At 34.6% G+C, this 17,521-nt stretch carries 13 protein-coding genes and 2 tRNA genes; 3 read left to right on the plus strand and 12 right to left on the minus strand.

All coding sequences use genetic code 11. The annotated features are described in order from the left end of the window. Positions 1 to 122: 122 nt before the first annotated feature. The gene (locus tag HNS38_RS02170) at positions 123 to 2,222 is read left to right on the plus strand and encodes a PQQ-binding-like beta-propeller repeat protein (RefSeq protein ID WP_172345904.1); all 2,100 of its coding nucleotides are present in this window, start codon (positions 123 to 125) and stop codon (positions 2,220 to 2,222) included. 424 nt (positions 2,223 to 2,646) lie between these two features. Here HNS38_RS02170 and HNS38_RS02175 read toward each other — a convergent pair. From HNS38_RS02175 to HNS38_RS20875, 8 genes are all read right to left on the minus strand, one after another. After that, positions 2,647 to 2,721, minus strand: a tRNA-Val gene (locus tag HNS38_RS02175). A 176-nt stretch (positions 2,722 to 2,897) separates the two neighbouring features. Next, a tRNA-Val gene (locus HNS38_RS02180) sits at positions 2,898 to 2,972 on the minus strand. 99 nt (positions 2,973 to 3,071) lie between these two features. Continuing rightward, positions 3,072 to 3,908 carry a S1 RNA-binding domain-containing protein gene (locus HNS38_RS02185; protein ID WP_172281235.1) on the minus strand — a complete coding sequence of 279 codons (837 nt, stop codon included), beginning with the start codon at positions 3,906 to 3,908 and terminating at the stop codon, positions 3,072 to 3,074. Between the two features lie 26 nt (positions 3,909 to 3,934). After that, entirely contained in the window at positions 3,935 to 4,642 is a 708-nt protein-coding gene (locus tag HNS38_RS02190; RefSeq protein WP_172281237.1) for a 2-phosphosulfolactate phosphatase, read from the minus strand. After that, positions 4,642 to 6,306, minus strand: coding sequence for a hypothetical protein (locus tag HNS38_RS02195; RefSeq protein ID WP_172345905.1), 1,665 nt, complete (start codon positions 6,304 to 6,306; stop codon positions 4,642 to 4,644). The genes HNS38_RS02190 and HNS38_RS02195 overlap by 1 nt, the downstream gene beginning before the upstream one ends. A gap of 1 nt (position 6,307) precedes the next feature. After that, positions 6,308 to 7,321 carry a GNAT family N-acetyltransferase gene (locus HNS38_RS02200; RefSeq protein ID WP_172281241.1) on the minus strand — a complete coding sequence of 338 codons (1,014 nt, stop codon included), beginning with the start codon at positions 7,319 to 7,321 and terminating at the stop codon, positions 6,308 to 6,310. A gap of 16 nt (positions 7,322 to 7,337) precedes the next feature. Then, positions 7,338 to 7,736 carry a VanZ family protein gene (locus tag HNS38_RS02205; protein WP_172281243.1) on the minus strand — a complete coding sequence of 133 codons (399 nt, stop codon included), beginning with the start codon at positions 7,734 to 7,736 and terminating at the stop codon, positions 7,338 to 7,340. 3 nt (positions 7,737 to 7,739) lie between these two features. Then, entirely contained in the window at positions 7,740 to 9,260 is a 1,521-nt protein-coding gene (locus tag HNS38_RS20875) for a sugar transferase (protein ID WP_305847159.1), read from the minus strand. Positions 9,261 to 9,389: 129 nt separating this feature from the next. Between HNS38_RS20875 and HNS38_RS02215 the strand changes: the two genes are divergently transcribed. Beyond that, positions 9,390 to 9,833 carry a DUF5606 domain-containing protein gene (locus HNS38_RS02215; RefSeq protein WP_172281245.1) on the plus strand — a complete coding sequence of 148 codons (444 nt, stop codon included), beginning with the start codon at positions 9,390 to 9,392 and terminating at the stop codon, positions 9,831 to 9,833. A 57-nt stretch (positions 9,834 to 9,890) separates the two neighbouring features. Then, the gene (locus tag HNS38_RS02220; RefSeq protein ID WP_172281247.1) at positions 9,891 to 10,919 is read left to right on the plus strand and encodes a quinone-dependent dihydroorotate dehydrogenase; all 1,029 of its coding nucleotides are present in this window, start codon (positions 9,891 to 9,893) and stop codon (positions 10,917 to 10,919) included. Between the two features lie 5 nt (positions 10,920 to 10,924). On the opposite strand, the gene HNS38_RS02225 is transcribed toward HNS38_RS02220, so the two are convergent. From HNS38_RS02225 to HNS38_RS02240, 4 genes are all read right to left on the minus strand, one after another. Further along, positions 10,925 to 11,368, minus strand: a complete 444-nt coding sequence (locus HNS38_RS02225) for a WG repeat-containing protein (protein WP_172281249.1) — start codon at positions 11,366 to 11,368, stop codon at positions 10,925 to 10,927. Positions 11,369 to 11,486: 118 nt separating this feature from the next. Then, positions 11,487 to 12,707: an L-serine ammonia-lyase gene (locus HNS38_RS02230; RefSeq protein ID WP_172345906.1), complete on the minus strand. Its 1,221-nt coding sequence runs from the start codon at positions 12,705 to 12,707 to the stop codon at positions 11,487 to 11,489. A gap of 209 nt (positions 12,708 to 12,916) precedes the next feature. Beyond that, entirely contained in the window at positions 12,917 to 17,113 is a 4,197-nt protein-coding gene (locus HNS38_RS02235; protein WP_172345907.1) for a two-component regulator propeller domain-containing protein, read from the minus strand. A gap of 63 nt (positions 17,114 to 17,176) precedes the next feature. Further along, positions 17,177 to 17,419 carry a hypothetical protein gene (locus HNS38_RS02240; RefSeq protein WP_172345908.1) on the minus strand — a complete coding sequence of 81 codons (243 nt, stop codon included), beginning with the start codon at positions 17,417 to 17,419 and terminating at the stop codon, positions 17,177 to 17,179. Between the last annotated feature and the right edge of the window lie 102 nt (positions 17,420 to 17,521).

Raw genomic sequence — 17,521 nt, forward strand, 5'->3', positions numbered from 1 at the left:
TGTCGTTTTTCAACCAACTTCCCTTCTTTGTTAACAAAAATCTAACTGATTTCTTTTCTATTTTTTATCTATAAACTAACTTGCGCCCTTGCAAACAAGTAAACATATAAACAAAAAATTAAATGAAAAAAACAACCTTAATTATTGTGGCATTCATCATGCTCAGCACAACTATTTTCGCCCAAATGGATGCCACTTGGGAAGCAAAAGCCAACTCCAGTATTCGTTGGAATAAATTCACGCCAAATGGAAATCTAATTTGCGGAACAGAAAATGAAGAAACCATTGCTTTTAACCCAAAAACTGGAGAACAAATCTGGAAGAAAAGTTTTGATTATGGATCCTTTGAAATACTACCTAACACCCCATACATTTATTTTGACAGTGAAAAAACTGGGTTATTAGTAATTGACGCCATAAATGGAAAAGAAATTTGCAATTCAGAGCTTTTGGGGATGGAAAATATTGATGCCTATTACCCGGTAAGAGCTGGTAATAATTTTTTAGTTTATACTCAAATGAACGATAAGGAGCAATTTTGGATGGTGAGTTTAACGAGTGGAAAACTCCTCTGGAAGCAAGATTTAGACCTTGACCATGATAAAGAGATTGCAGGTGGATTTATCAGTATTGAAGAAGATGAGGAAGCTAAAGGCTTAATGTGTAATCCTGTTGGAGATAGTAAAGGTGGTGTTTTTACCGCTGTTCATGACAGGTTAATATACTTTAATAAAAGTGGGGAAATTGTTTGGAACATACAATACCCAAGCATGTTTGGCGATCAAGAAGGATTCTTTAAAGCAGCCTCAGTATTGTATTCAAATATTTTCCCAGATATTAAGGGTGAAAATCTATACGTTTTTAGCGGTGGATATATGTCTTCTTTTAAAGTCTCAACTGGCGAATTAAGCTGGGATAAACCAGTAAAAGTTACTGGCCCAGTAAAAAACCTGATTTTTGAAAAAGAAGGTATGATATTAATTCCTGCCAGTGACAATAATGCCATGAAAAAACACAAGCTACAATTTGTTGATTATAATACCGGAGCTACAAAATGGGGCGAAAAAGGAATAGAATTTAAAGGAGGTTACATACAATCTCGATTCTGTAAAAATGGAATCGCATTCATTACGAAATCCTATATGGCTGAGACTTTTTTCTTAAACATCATCAATCAAGAAGAAGGGAGCTTAGAACTGAAAAAATCAATCAAAATATTCCCTGGGCCATACGAATTCGAAGAAGTTAAAGGTGGACTACTTATCTCATCTCCCCATGGAGCCAACATCTATAATTATGAGACAAAAGAATTAGTCATTAACAATGAACTAAAAACGGGTGGAGATGATTTCCTTTTAAAAACCAAACACAAAGACCAAGTTTACTTCTACTCATCCGCAAAAAGATACATTATACAATTCAACACGAACACGTTAGAAGCCAAGCAATTCAATATAGACAAAATTAAATTTGATGGCGGTGACGAAGCAAAAGGATTAGATTCTTTTGAGGATGGTTTGGCTTTATATTCTGATCAAAACTTATTAAAATTAGACTGGGATGGTAAAACAATATACAAAAAATACTACCCTGCTCCTGGAGCTGGCTTTCTAAATGTAGCCGGAAATGTACTTGGTGCCACATTAAAGGTTATGGGTGGCTTGGCACAAGTAGCGGCATCACAAGCGATAGTTGCATCAGTAGAATCTTACGATCAAAATATGCGTGAAGGAATGGATGCTCTTGACAAAGCTTATGTAGAAACTAAAGGATATGACGCAGATCTCGCAGAATACCGAAAAGATGTCACAGAATACAAAGAAGGAATGGATGAAGCCAAACAAGAGCTAAACTCAGACATGCAAGAAATGGCTGCAATGGGTGTTTTAAACGCTGTGGATTTAGGAGATAATATCAAAGCCATTTCTGAGCGTTTTAAAAATTCTAAAGCCACTAAAAAATATGTCCTTTTAATGACAAAGGATAAAGAAAGAGGAGGGATAGGCTTAGCAATAGTTTCTAAATTAGATGGAGATATCAAAGGCTTTATCCCCATGAAGTTCAGTAAAGAAAACCCTTCTTACACAGTAGATCCATTTTCAAACATCCTCTTCTGGATGCCAAATCTAGATAATGGAACCAATACTTTTGGAAAATATAATGACATTAAAAAGATGGAAAAAAGCGGGACTATTCTTTCTTTTGATTTAAATACACTCTAATCAAATATGCATAACTCACGAACCGATGCAGAAATGTATCGGTTTTTTTTGATCATAAAAAAAGGGCAGGTTTCAAAAAACCAGCCCTTATCAAAAACAAAAGTACAATCTATATGTTACAAATGATTGCAATCCGATTATTAACTAATAATATATTATGATATCAATAAATCCAAAATAATCGTATATATATTCGGGTTTGTGTCAAAACAAAAAGAACTTAGATTTTCAAAAATCTGATGGAACAAATATACCTTATCATAACAGCATTCTAATGGGGGAAAAACCTATTAACTTGAGTGTTTCAACCTAAGGGATTTCACTTAGGTTGGTATAAGAATATCGAACTTGCTTAAATTTAACTTTTAATTCTGTGTGAGCAAATAAAAAAAAGCACCTATAACAATGTTATAAGTGCTTGATGTGGGGACTGCTGGATTCGAACCAGCGACCCTCTGCTTGTAAGGCAGATGCTCTGAACCAACTGAGCTAAGCCCCCATTACATTTTGTACTTTGCTAATTCCTTTTTGTCCTTAGCGAGTGCAAATATAGAATATTTTTAAATATACGAATCAGATTTTTAAAATATTTTTCTGAATTATGATATTTGCATTTATCCAAGGTTTTAGACAAAAAAAAAGCATTCAAAACCTAAGTTTTAAATGCTTTTTTAGTGGGGACTGCTGGATTCGAACCAGCGACCCTCTGCTTGTAAGGCAGATGCTCTGAACCAACTGAGCTAAGCCCCCATTAAATTTTGCACTTTGCTAATTCCTTTTCGTCCTTAGCGGTTGCAAATATAGAGATATTTTGAAAATACAAGCCATTTTAGAACTATTATTTCAAATTTATTTTTTCACCAATCGTATCCCTTTATCTTCCAATACAATAAGCCTTTTACTATAAAGAGTCCCTAAAGCTTTTTTAAATACTTTTTTACTCATATGAAGAAATTCTGCTACTTCCATGGGATGACTTTTGTCGTGAAGTGCTAAATAACCATCATTTTTCTCTAATTTATCTAGAATTTTCTGAGCCGCTGGCTCAATACTTTCATAGCCCTGTTGCTGTAGACTCAAATCAATTTTACCATCTGGACGGATTTTCTTCACCCAAACCTTTAGTTTATCTCCTATTTCCAATGTCCTGAAAGTTTCACTTTTATATAGTAATCCTTGATGCGCATCCTCAATAATAGCTTTAAAACCCAAGTCTGATTCATCAATAATAATGGCATCTACTTCTTCACCTTCCTTAACTACGATATGTTCTGTAACCAGATATTTATTGAGCTTGGTAGTACCGAATAGTCGTTCAGTTTTCTCATCTAAAACTAAACGCACCACCACGGTATCACCTGCTGACATTCTATGTTGTTGCTCGCTAAATGGAACCAATAAGTCCTTTTCCATACCCCACTCTAAGAAAGCACCAAATGAATTGACATCTTTTACTAGTAAAAAAGCAAACTCATTGACACGAATCAAAGGCGTATCTGTAGTAGCTACAATTCTATCTTCAGAATCTTTATAAACGAACACTTTAACTTGTGTACCCTCCTCACAATTTTCAGGCACATATTTATTGGGCATCAGAACCTCATAATCCTCATCATCAACCAAATACCATCCATTATCTGTTTGTCTTTTTGCCGCTAGCTCGTTATATTCTCCTAATTGTATCATTTCAATATTTTTTTTGCAAAGGTAATTTAAACCACGAAATAACCATTCTTCAATTGTGGAACCACATTAAGGCTATCCAAAGTCAGACAATAATCCACATCATTCTTAAATCCTTTAGCCCTTAATAAATTTAAATGGTAACAGTCTTTCAAACTCTCTTGAAGCTTATTTTCATCTTTAATAGCTAATGCCATGGATTGTGCACTGTCACTCAGTTTATAGCCCTTAGTTCTTGTCAACCTGTTAACTAAAATACCTGCTGCTAATGAATCATCTAGACTAAATTGCCCATTAGTTCCAGAACAAATGATGGTGATATCCTCTTCTAATAAATCTAATCGTTTAACTACTGCTTTCATATTTACAAAAGCAGCTGTAACAACTTTTATAGCACGATGGGCTATTGCTACCGCTTGAGTCCCATTGGATGTACAGAGAACTATTTCTTTTCCATCAATAAGCTCGCTACGCATTTCAAGAGGAGAGTTACCAAAATCAAATTTCGCTAACTTTATGGCATTTCTCTCGCCAGCCAAAAGTAGATTAGTATTTTGAGTTTTTAGAGTTAGAGCCTGTTGAGAAGTTTGAACCGTCTTTACTTTTGTGGCACCATTTGCCAAAGCTGTGGCCATGACAGAAGTTGCACGAAGCACATCTATCACAACAGCTACTTGTCCAACTAATTCCTTAGGAGCCACATCCTGATGCCGAAATATCACATTTATTTCGTGCATTAGAAACCAATATTAAACCCACCTGACAATGTAGTCTGGTTTCCAATATAAAATTCTGGCGTCCATTTTTTTACCAATTCCTCATCTCCTTCAATATTGCTAATGGTGGCATTGGCCCAAACATATACATTATTCACGACTTCATATTTAATATTCAAAGCATAGGTGGTATTCTTCCAACTTACCTCTTCCATAAACGGCGTAGCTACAATATCACTACCCGTTTCATACTTGGCATCCGGACCATGGCGTGCGATAAAAGCTTCCCCTTTTATATGCAAGCCTCTAATGGGTTTAAACTTGAGGTAGAAATATATTTCATCGCTATTATCTCGTAAATAATGCCCCATATTATATTTATTAGACTCGAAGGTTGTCGTTGATATTGGGTGCTGATAAGTACCTGGTAATGTTTTAGAGTATTCGAAACCTATTTCATAATTGTTCACCAAGAAATTACTTAATTGAAAACCACCTTTCCAACTCCAAAAATTATGAAGCGAATCGGTTTTCATCCTATCGAATTTTATCTCGTCGGAATATAAAGCGCCGTATAAATGCAAATGCCTGATCAACCTCACAGAAACATCAGCAAAGAGCTGAGAATTTTGTCCTGCTTGCCCATAACTATCTGTAGCATTATATGTATGGTCTATAGGTTTGTAAACAAATATGGGCATCCAGAAGGCTGGATGATCCACATCACTATAAACAATACTATTTCCTATGGAAACATTTAATCCTTTTATGGGACGAACAGTGAACATATTAGCTGTCATCCACTTTTTGCGAAATACGGAGCGATACCGAGGATCATTGCTTGTACCATCCCAATAACTACGCGCACTATCCACTACTTCACTCACCAACCAGCCATGAACATAATTAAACTCGAGCCAATAAGCAGGTTTTAACTTAATAGCTATTTGAGCAAACGATGGCTGCTTACCTGAGAAGATATTGGCGCCGTGGGTATTGGTTCCCCATTCAAAATGGTCTTTTATCACGCCTATTTCTCCCCAATTCCAACTAAAAGTAACTCCTCCTCTCATCTCACTCCAATCCACTCCTCCGTCTCTATACTTAAAATTCCCTCCAGACATGGGAGTCAAATAATCCGTCTTATTAAAAATAGTTGTACTATGATGATCTCGGAGACTGGCATAAACGCCAACATGCTCGCCTATATATCCATAACCTTGCAGCCCACCATAACTAAAAGACTCTGTTCCATTATCGTTATTAAACATATTATAACCGTAGACTGGCTGTATTTGAAAGCTAAATAATTTATCTTGATAGAATCCTCCTAAGGGATTGATATCTATTCCAAACCCGTCAGTTTTCTTAAGAAAGTTAACCTTAGGATTTAAACTCAACCTATCATGTAATTCCAAGGTAAAACCTGTCAAATAGAAATCAAGTTCTTTAGATTGTCTTTGAGACATTTCGTTACGATATCCTTCCGCCTCTTCCAGTTTCTCTGCGATAAAATTTCTGCTATAGGGTTTTATTACACTATTGATTTCTATCCAACCCTCAGTTGCCAATTCATCTAAATAATCATAGATATTTTCATTGCTAATATGTTCATACACCACTTGAGAATGTATATTAATCAAAGCCGAAAACATCAATATCAATCCTATTATATATTTCTTCATATTATGCATTTTTAGAAAATAGTTTTAGGAACATTTTAATGAACCAATGAAAAACTTTGTAATGGCTATTGGTAAAACGGCCATAATTGAGGATTCTTCCTCCAAATTTACTTTTAAACTCACGAACGCCATAAGAATGTGATGGTACTCCGGCACCCATAAAATCGAAACCTGTGAAGTCATTATCCATGGCATATTTTATACCTGCCCATGTAGCCATTACTGAAGGATAAGCGGGTTTACACTCTTGATCTAATCCAGCCACATACCACTCATATACCATTTTATGCTGATAAATAGGCAACATAATCCCTCCTACTATCCTCCCATCATAATGCACCAAAAGGTATTTCCCATGACCTTTTTGAACCACATGATTATAAAAACTCTCAAAGAAATGCCAATCAGGAAGTGGTTTATTAATTTTTGTGCGGTACAAATCGGCTAGAATCTCATAAAACTGATTGACTTGGCCAATATCTGGTTTTTTAATGATTTTAGCTCCATTGGCTATGGCTTTTTTAATCTGACGACGTTTACTTTTACTAAATGAAGCTTCCACATCACGATTAGTCAGAGGAATCTGATAATTCAAATGCGCCTCATATTTAAAGCCGTTCCTCAAGAAAACATCTATTTGATGGCTCCAACTGTGTAAATTTCTAATTTCAGAATAAATAGCTTTGTGTTTAGTAAAATCAGCATAGACTTTCAGTAATCCATCGAGTATTTTCTCCCCATTGGTAGGAATCAAAGGTCCTCCAACAATTAATGATCGCCTAAAAAACCTATCTGGGATTCGCTTACTTTTTCGTTGAATCACAAATAGGAATCCTCCCAGTAACTTTTTACTATTGCTATCTTTTGCCACACAATAAAAAGGACGAAACTCACTAGTGTGTATGTAAAATTCATAAAACAAACTCATTTGAAAAGAATTACCTCTGGGATGAGATTTTACAAAATCATCCCAAGAATCTCCAATATTGTTTTTATGAATGAAATATTCTATCATGAGGGTTTGAAGATAGCTATTTTTTATAAATCTGTTTCAAAAAAGCAGGAACTAGCAAATAAGTGGTCAATAAACCTGCCACATTATAAATCAAATCTAAAGGATTAAATGTCCTATCAGGAATCCAAATTTGATGTATTTCATCGGCACATGCAAAAATAACTAAACCAATTATTGCCCAAAAGTATTTTCTAAATGGAAAAACGCCATCGATACTAGATTTCCATACGATAAAGAAAGTCCCCCAAATGGCAAAAACTCCAAAGTGTTCCAGATAATCCAAACGGAAAGGTTCATTCCATATATTTATCTTTTGTGTTGGAATATTGGGTAAAGAAGACAATATAAAAATAGTTAATCCCCAAAGCCAGAATAGTATTTTAAATAGTTTCTTTTGTTGAAGTAGTTGCTTCATAAATTAATTACTCCTAGCCTTTTTAATGAGAATATTATAAAATGCTTTAAAGAAATAACTCACATCGGTTCTAAAAGGATGTTTTTCGTATGCTTCTAGGTATTTCATTTCAGACGCCATAATTTCTTCTAAAGTCACAGGCATATCTACGTAGAAAGGAGGAACTAAGCCTGGTTTATATTTTAACCTACGTTCTTTTAATTCATCGGAATAAAGATTAAAATAATGGGAACTTAATGGCCTTACACCAACAATTTTCATCTCTCCTTTAAACACATTGAGGAACATCGGAAGCTCATCTAACCAAAATTTCCTCATAAATTTACCAATAGATGTCACACGAAAATCATCGGCAAACTTCCCTCCATCTTGTAATTTATTCCTATCGTAAATATAGCCTTGTAAATATTCAGAATAAGGATGCATGGTCCTCATCTTATAAACTCCAATTTTATTTCCTCCTTTACCAAAGCGACGAAGTTTAATTAAAGGACCATAGGTTGGGTTGGAATCAAATACCGGCTCAGCAATCTTACGCGTCACAAAGTATAAATCAGAGCCTATCAACTTTTCTTCTACTATTTCGAATCCACAACTATAAAGTCTACCGAAAGTTTCGGCTTTTGACATCACCCTATTCCTTCCTTTCGTTAAAATAAAATATATTTTTTTTGTAGTCCATAATTTTGGCATAATACGTTTAAAACCAAAATCGATACTATATACAACCCAGTTAATCCCCGGTGGGAATTTTTTCAATATTCTTTGTTTGCGGAGCGTATAGGTTTCCACATAATTAAGATACAAACCTCCCATGGGTAGCTTGGCGTTCACCGCTTCAAAAAACTTATTGATTCGAAGAATATCATTGATTCTCTTTAAATTTACTACTGAGTTATACTCTGCCTTAGGTTGATTATAAATATTGAATTTAGTTGAAGTGGAAACCAACATAAGACTTGGGTCTACCAAAGGAATATGCTCATCAATAAACTTAAGCACCTCATTACCCACTTCACTTTGTATCAATTGATGTTTTTGCTCCAATCCCTCGCTTGACTTGGCTTGCTCATCAAAAGTTGGATATTCATATTCTTTTTTGAATTTTGGAATCTTTTGAAAGCGCTCCAAGTCATCCATTTCCTTATTCAATTCTCGGTTGTGAACAAAGAAAGAACTCGCTACGCCCTCTAAAATTGTTGCAAAGACAACTGTTAAAACAATCATTAACCTACTATAGCTCAAAGAAGCAAAAAAGATAACAAAAGTGATAGAAAATAGGATAAAGAGATTGCTTTTTATAATAGACAACACATAAGCTTTGCTATTCTTAGCCTTATTAGGATGATATTTCCCAAAAATAACAGACGAACCTATCCATACCGCTTCAAATATTAAAAAAGGCACCCAATAATAATTAAATACCGCCTTTTCCTTGCCTGTCTTAAAATAAGCAGCCAACATAAAGGCAATAAATACAAAGAGTATATCAAAAAGTACAAAAATCAGTGTGCGTTTCTTCATTGAGATTTTGATTTGCTTGCAAATGTAGTGAATTAGAAAAAAAATCAATTATTATACGTTAAATAATTAGTGGCTATTTCGAAATTATCGAATTTTACTACTTTTGCAGGCACAAATCAAAAAAAGCATATGGATTTAAGCAAAATTTTATCGATAGCCGGTAAACCCGGATTACACAAAATGATTTCTCAATCTAAATCAGGATTGATAGTAGAATCTTTATTAGACGGAAGAAGAATCCCTGCATTTTCACACGAAAGAATTAGCTCTTTAGAAGAGATTAGCATATTCACTGAATTAGATGATGTTCCTTTGAAAGAAGTTCTTAAGAGTATTTATAAGAAAGAAGACGGAAAGAAAACCATCAGTCATAAAAGTTCTGCAAACGAGTTAAAAGGATTGATGCTTGAAATACTTCCTGACTATGATCAAGAAAGAGTATACGTTTCTGATATCAAGAAATTAATTAGCTGGTACAATCTTTTAATCGAAAATGAACTGATTGATTTAGAAGAAGCGACCAAAGAAGAAGAAGAAGCAAATTCTGAAGAAGAGACTTCAACAGAAAAATAAAAAAAATAAACACAAGATTTTAGCTATTAAAATCTTGTGTTTTTTAAACTGCAAAAAATGTATAAACTCATTATTCGTCCAGTTCTTTTCCAAATGTATGCTGAGAATGTTCATCATTTGATCAAAAAGACCTTGAAAATTGGATTTGCTATTCCATGCATTAAAAACATAGTGAGAGGATGTTATGCAGTTAAAGATAGTCGCTTAGAACGAGAAGTCTTTGGCATCAAGTTTAAAAACCCTGTTGGAATTGCTGCAGGGTTTGACAAGGATGCACAAATGTTTAACGAGTTGGCAGAATTTGGATTTGGTCATATAGAGATTGGTAGCGTAACTCCAAAAGCCCAGCCCGGAAATCCCAAACCAAGAGTATTCCGCTTGATTAAAGATCATGCGATTATCAATAGAATGGGCTTTAATAATGGCGGTATCGATTTCGCTGTTAAGAATTTAAAAAAGAGAAAAACCAAGGCTATCATAGGAGGTAATTTAGGCAAGAACACCGCAACACCAAATGATATAGCTGTACAAGATTATTTAGCTGTATTCGAAGGGTTATTTCCCTATGTGGATTATTTTGTGGTGAATGTAAGTTGCCCCAATGTGACTAATCTTTGTGAATTACAAGATCAAGACTTTTTAGAGGAAATTCTTTTTACAGTACAGAAAGCCAATAATAAGAAAGCCAAACGTAAACCTGTTTTACTTAAGGTAGCTCCAGACTTAAACGAGAAACAGCTTGATGAAGTAATCGATATCATTAAGAAAACCCAGATTGACGGCGTAATTGCTACGAACACCACCGTTACACGCGAAAACTTAGAATGCGAATTTGAATCGATAGGAAACGGTGGACTCAGTGGAGCTCCTCTAAAAAACAAGTCTACCGAAGTGATTAGATACCTCGCTACCAAGAGTAAAAAAGCATTCCCTATTATTGGGGTTGGAGGAATTCATACTGCAAAAGACGCACTTGAAAAAATAGAGGCTGGGGCTGATTTAATTCAAGTCTATACAGGATTTATTTATGAAGGCCCAGGAATTGCCAAAAGAATTAATAAAGCGATTTTAAAATCAATGAAATAATATAATTACTGTATTTTATTTCCTTCTTTATCTAAGAAAAGCCATTTTTCACCCATTCTTACCTTCAATTTCCCATCGTTAACATCCTCGGCTTCGTCGAATTTTATTTCAATAACAACTTTTCCAGTTAAATCCACATATCCAAATTTCTCTCCCTTCTTTACCACGGCTAAACCACCCTCAAAATACATCAAGTCATTATCATATTCAAATGGCACCACCTCGTTTCCTTTCAGATCTATTAGACCCATTTTTCCGTTTAAAACTACCGAAGCATAGCCCATATAAAAACAATCTGCTTTCTCGTAAACATGAGGAATGACTTCTTTTCCATCATTATCTACGAAGCCCCATTTACCCTCATCATTTTCTGAGGTAAAAACATCTTGACCAAAGGAAACAAGAGCAAAAAGACTAAATATTAAGCTGAACAAAAGTGATTTCTTCATAATAGATTTCATTATATAATTTGGCTTGCAAAAATAATATTTTTATAAAATGCTCAAAATTCATTTTCAAGATTCAAAAAACAACCTTATGAATATTCCGCATAGAACATTAAAAGGCTTACATATAACCTTCTCTCCTCTTTGAAAACTTGGCCAAACCTCCAAGAGAAGTCTCCTTATACAAACTAGGCAAATCATGTCCTGTTTGTTTCATAGCCTCTACGGTTTCATCAAAACTGACCAAGTGCGTGCCATCACCCAAAATAGCGAAGCTGGCGGCATCTATGGCTCTGACAGCACCGTGTGCATTTCTTTCAATACATGGAGCCTGAACTAAGCCCGCTATCGGATCACAAGTCAGGCCTAGGTGGTGCTCCAAACCTATTTCTGCAGCATACTCAATTTGCCCAGTACTTCCACCTACTAATTGTGCGGCAGCGGCAGAAGCCATAGAACAAGCCGCTCCAACCTCTCCTTGACAACCTACTTCAGCGCCAGAAATGGAAGCATTTTCTTTAATTAAATTCCCAACAAGACCTGCTGTTGCTAAGGCCCTTATTATTTTTTGATCGGTAAATTGGTAAGATTCCTGAAGAAACAAAAGAACAGAAGGTAAAATCCCACAGGAACCACAAGTAGGAGCAGTTACAACAGTTCCACCGCTGGCATTCTCCTCACTTACTGCTAAAGCAAATGCGAATAATTTAGATGTATTTTGTAAATGACGCCCCATGGTCTTGGAACGAACATAATAAGAGCTGGCTTTTCTTCTAATACCTAAAGGGCCAGGTAGAACCCCTTCATTTTCTAGACCATTTCGGATGGTGGCTTTCATCTGGGTCCAAATATCAGCTAAGAATGTTTTAAAATCGTCATCCTCCACCTCAAATACATACTCCCAATAGGATTTACCGGTTTGCTGCGACCAATCTAATATCCCAGCCATGGTGCGATAAGGATAAAGGTTTGCAGCCATTTGCATTTCGTCTTTATCGGCATCATTTACTATTCTACCTCCACCAACACTATAAACTAAATTCTCAGCTTGTAGACTATCTTTCTCGTCAAAGGCTTGAAATAATAAGGCATTGGAATGAAACTCTTTTCTTTCTTCAGGTTTCCAAATAATTTCTAGTTTTTTATCTTCAAAAACCTCCTCAATGGCTTGATCAGTTAAATGGCCTTTACCAGTTAATGCCAAACTTCCAAAAAGAGTCACCTTAAAACTTGAATACTTTTCGTTTTTTGATAAAAATGCAATAGCTGCTTTTCGAGGCCCCATAGTATGGCTACTCGATGGTCCTTTTCCTACTTTATATATTTCTCTGATGGATTCCATATTGTTCGTATTTGAAACGGCTAAATTAGGAAAAAGCTAGGATAAACAGAGTTTATTTCAATAGCTTATTAAATGGTTAAATCTACAACTTAGACTCATTTTATAAAAAACTAGAGCCTACCTCATAGTACAAAGGAAACTTAATAGTAGTGATTATTTACTTATTCTAATGCAAGTTTTGATATCGTAGATAAAACATTTTTTAGAATTTATGATTTAGACAAAAGCGGGTATGAATTCTCAATTTCATCCTCATGAAACACATTAGGAATTTCAATATTCACAATAGTACCTCTTTTTAATTTGCTATCGATAAAAACCTTCCCTCCGAGTAATTCTAATCTTTTTCTCAGGTTTCTCAAACCACTACCATTATGCTCTGCCTTTACATCCATTCCCGAACCATTATCCTCTACCATTATTCCAATATAATCTTCATGACGTGTGACTTCAATTTCAATTTCGCTAGCATCGGCATGTTTTATGGCATTTTGCAATAGTTCTTGTATTGTTCTATAAATATCGACTTGAGCTACCTGTTCTACTTTATCCCACTGGTTTTTGGGATGGAAAGACAAAACGATATCTACATTTGTACGCAACATATATTGCTCCACATAAACCTTGAGTACTTCCTTTACAGATGTTTCTTCAAACTCAGGCGGCAATAAATCGTGGGAAAGATTCCTGACTTCCTGATAAAGTCGTTTTACATCCTCCAAAAGAAGGTTTAAATCGTGAGACTCCTCCTCTTCTTGAATATTCTCTAAAAACAATTTAATCCCCGTAAGATGGCCACCAACGCCATCATGTAGTTCACGAGAAATCCGTCTTCTCTCCTCTTCTTGCACAATCATTCTTTGCTGAGCAATTTCTAGTTTACTTTCTTTAATGAATTCACTTATTTTTTGCTCACCTAAAGCCTCACTTTGAGAGACAATTTCTTCCGTTCTTAATTGAATAGTTTCCTCCAATTGTTTATTATGCTTCTTTATTCTTCTTATCCTAAAGTTTCCATAGAGGAAGGAACTCAATATAAATACTAAAATATAAAAAACATAGGCTATTGTGGTTTTATACAATGGAGGGATAATTCTTATTTCGAGTTCAATAGGCTTCTCTGTCCATAAACCATCCTGATTGCTAGCCAATAATTGAAAAGTATACTTACCATAGGGCAAGTCAGTATATTTTGCTTTTCTATTGGTATAAGAGGTAGTTATCCAATCTTTATCATACCCCTTCAACCGATAGGAGTATTCATTTTTTGCTGGATTGATATAATCTAAAACTGAAAACTCTATGGTGAAGTTATTTTGTTCATCACTAAGCTTCACATCAGAGATATTTGATAAATCATCGAATGCTAAGCTATCGAAAACATACATCTTTGATAATACAGGATTGGGCAAGATTGGGCTTGGATATATGCTATCGGGGTGGAAGACAGTGAGTCCTTTTCTGGAACCAAAGACCAACTCCCCTGAATATAATTTAGCCGATGCCTTTTGGCTATAAGTATTGGATGATATACCATCCCTTGTTCTGAATTGTTTGAATGAATTAGCTTCCTCATTAAATTTTATAAGACCCTCATTCGAGCCTAACCAATAAACCCCTTTATCATCTTCTTCCATCGCCAGTACTTCTGAAGTAGGCATACCATTTTCTTTAGAAAACAATTTAAATGTCTCTGTTTTTCTATCGAATTTATTCAAACCTTTATCTGTACCTATCCATATATTATTTTGGCTATCTTCAAAAACAAAATTGGCTTCCTTCCCTTTGTAGGAAGCAGAATCGTAGGGTAAATCATGATAGTGTTTAATCGTATTTGTTGCGGTATTTAGATAGTCAACGCTATACCCATTTGACCCATTTCCAATCCAAATATTGTCTTTGGAATCTGATAACAAGCAAGTGGTTAAGCTAGTCTGGACACTATTCTCATCGGCAGAAAATTTTCTGATAAAGGAATTTGATTTTAGATTGAATATACTATAACCGCAGTTTGTTCCCAGATATAAGCCATCATCTCTTTCCGTTATGGAATAGATGGTATTACCTGAAATTGAATGGGGATCCATTTCATCATGAAACCATGATTGAAAATTACCACCTTCCTCATCATACAAATTAAGCCCCTCTTGTGTTCCAATCCAAAAATTTTGCTGCTTATCTATGAAAATATCGTGAATAATTACATTTGAGAGTTCAGAATTCTCAGCTGTTAGGTAATTCTTTATGGTTTTGTTTTGATTCAAAATATACAAACCATTATCTGAGGAGACATGGATTAAGCGATTTTTATTGATAATAATCTCATTAATTTTCGTGGACTCAAACCCCTTTATCTGAACAAGATCATTGTAATTCTGTAGTTTTGATTCTGCTACAAAATACAGACCCTTTTGTGTTCCAATATAAATAGTATCATCAGATGAATATAAATCGGTAATCTCTGAAGGAAGGTTGATACTTTTAAGTTCACGATCTTGAAGTCCTAACTTAACCTTTTTCAGTCTGTTTTCATTGGCTAACCAAATACAGTCCTCCTCTTTTGCTTTTTCAATGCTGTTAACTTCCTGATTTATTCTTAAGTTTTTAGTAAAGGTCTCATTAATGTCATCAAAGGTCCAAAGGTTGAAATTAGTATATGCAAATAAATTTCCATTGATAATCTCATATCCATTTGGTCTTTCCGTTTTATCTAGATTAATTGTCTTAAAATGCACCGAATTTGCATTTAACATATTCTTATTAACATTAAGGTCTCTATATGCCCCATGCTTATTTTTGTCAAAATTGAGAAAGGCGAAATTTAGAGAAAAAAGATAATTTTTATACGATTGAATAATTGGCACATCCGTTTTAGTGTTAATTCCAATTTTATTAAAGGAATCATATAACTCTAAACTATTCCTGTCAAATTTCGCAAGTGATGTTGCTCCAAAAAAGCCTACAAAGAGCTCATCATTTGCTTCTGCAAAATCGACATACCAATCATATCCATTGAATTTTTTTTCCGAGATGGAGTAGTGCTTGAATTCTTCTTCACCGTTCCTTAAAAAATCCATCCCCTGACCTGTCCAACCACCTATCCAGATCGTCTCCTCCTTATCCTGATACAGACATTTAATTTTATCATTTAGTAAACCTTCTTTGTTTTGGGGATCATGTCGATATGTTTTAACACTATTCTTGTTCTTATTCAAAACACTAATACCATTAGAAGTAGCAACCCAAATATTACTGTCATTAGTTTGAATCACATCTTTTACATCATTATCAATGATGGATGCCTCAACATTACTAATATGCCTAATGTGTTGAAAGGCCTGTTTTTGTGGGCTTAATTTAGAGACCCCTGAGGGAGTCGCTATCCAAATATTTCCTCTTTTGTCTTCTAGGATATCCCATACTCTTTTATCCGCGATTGAATATGGATTATCATCAGTATGCTTATATTGGGTGAATTTGTTTTTACTAATATCATACTGAACTAGGCCAAGAGTATAGCCTCCCAACCATATTTGATTATTCGTACCCTTTAGCATATAATATATAGATGCAAACGGCAAATTTCTTAATATTTGTTTTTGGGGTTCATAAATAAGCGTTTTACTATGGACATTTCCGATATAATAAGTCCCGTTATTATCCTTTAAAACAGATGAATAAGAATGAAACCAACTATTATTCCCCATATTAACCAACTTAATATCCCGATCTTCAAATAATTCAAACTTCTCTTCTTTAATATAAAAAATCTGGGTTTTATTTTTATAACAAACCCAAATCTTATTTCCATCTCTGAATAACCTATGTATAAAATAAATGTCATTTTGAGATGGAGGATGCTTGTAAAACTTAAGAGTAGAATCCTCTATATTAAATTTGTGAAGATAGCCCTCATAAGTATCTATCCACAAAACTCCTGAGGAGTCTGATAACAAATCACTGATATAGTTATTTTGCAAAGCATTTTTCTCTCCAGTCTCTGCATAAAATCTATAAAAAGACCCTTCAGATCGGTTGAGTTTATTCAGTCCATTTTTAGTTCCTATCCATAAATCACCATAAATATCTTCTTCAATAGCTGTGATAAAATTGTCAGATATAGAAGAGCTGTCATTAGGATTATTTTGATAATTGGTGAAATCATAACCATCGTATTTACTAAGTCCTTCAGATGTGCCAAACCACATATAACCCTGTTTATCTTGCAGTATTAATTTTACATCTTCACTAATCAAACCATCCTCCGTAGTATAATTATCAAACTTTGAGTACAAATCTTTTTTAACGGTATAACCTTCACGGAAATACTGTGCCTCCTGAGCATATAAAAATATACTTTGTAAGCCAATACAAACCAGAAGAATATACTTAATCAGAGGATGCATGATTCGTTTTATTTAGGGAATACAATTTACTATTTTTTCATTTGCATAAAACAATTCAAACAATTATTCTTCCATAATAACAGTATGCACTCCTGGGGTTTCCATAAATCCATAATCTTCACCATCGACTAGAATCTTAACCTTTCCATGGAATGGATGCGAAACGATAGCTTGCCCTAAATGATTAGAGTAGGACTCAAATACAATAGGCTTATCGCCTTCACAAAGCCATAGAAGCTGAACATTGTACCCTTCCATGGCCCTTCCTAAAGTTCTATTTAACAAATATATAATAGTGAGCGCCATAATCATTATATTTTAATAGTTCAATAACAAATGTAAACCCAATAAAAATAATGGCACTCCCCCTTTACCGTGATTTCCTTCTCTCAGGGTTTACCGTGAGTT

The organism is Lentimicrobium sp. L6 (assembly GCF_013166655.1).
Lineage (GTDB): Bacteria > Bacteroidota > Bacteroidia > Bacteroidales > UBA12170 > UBA12170.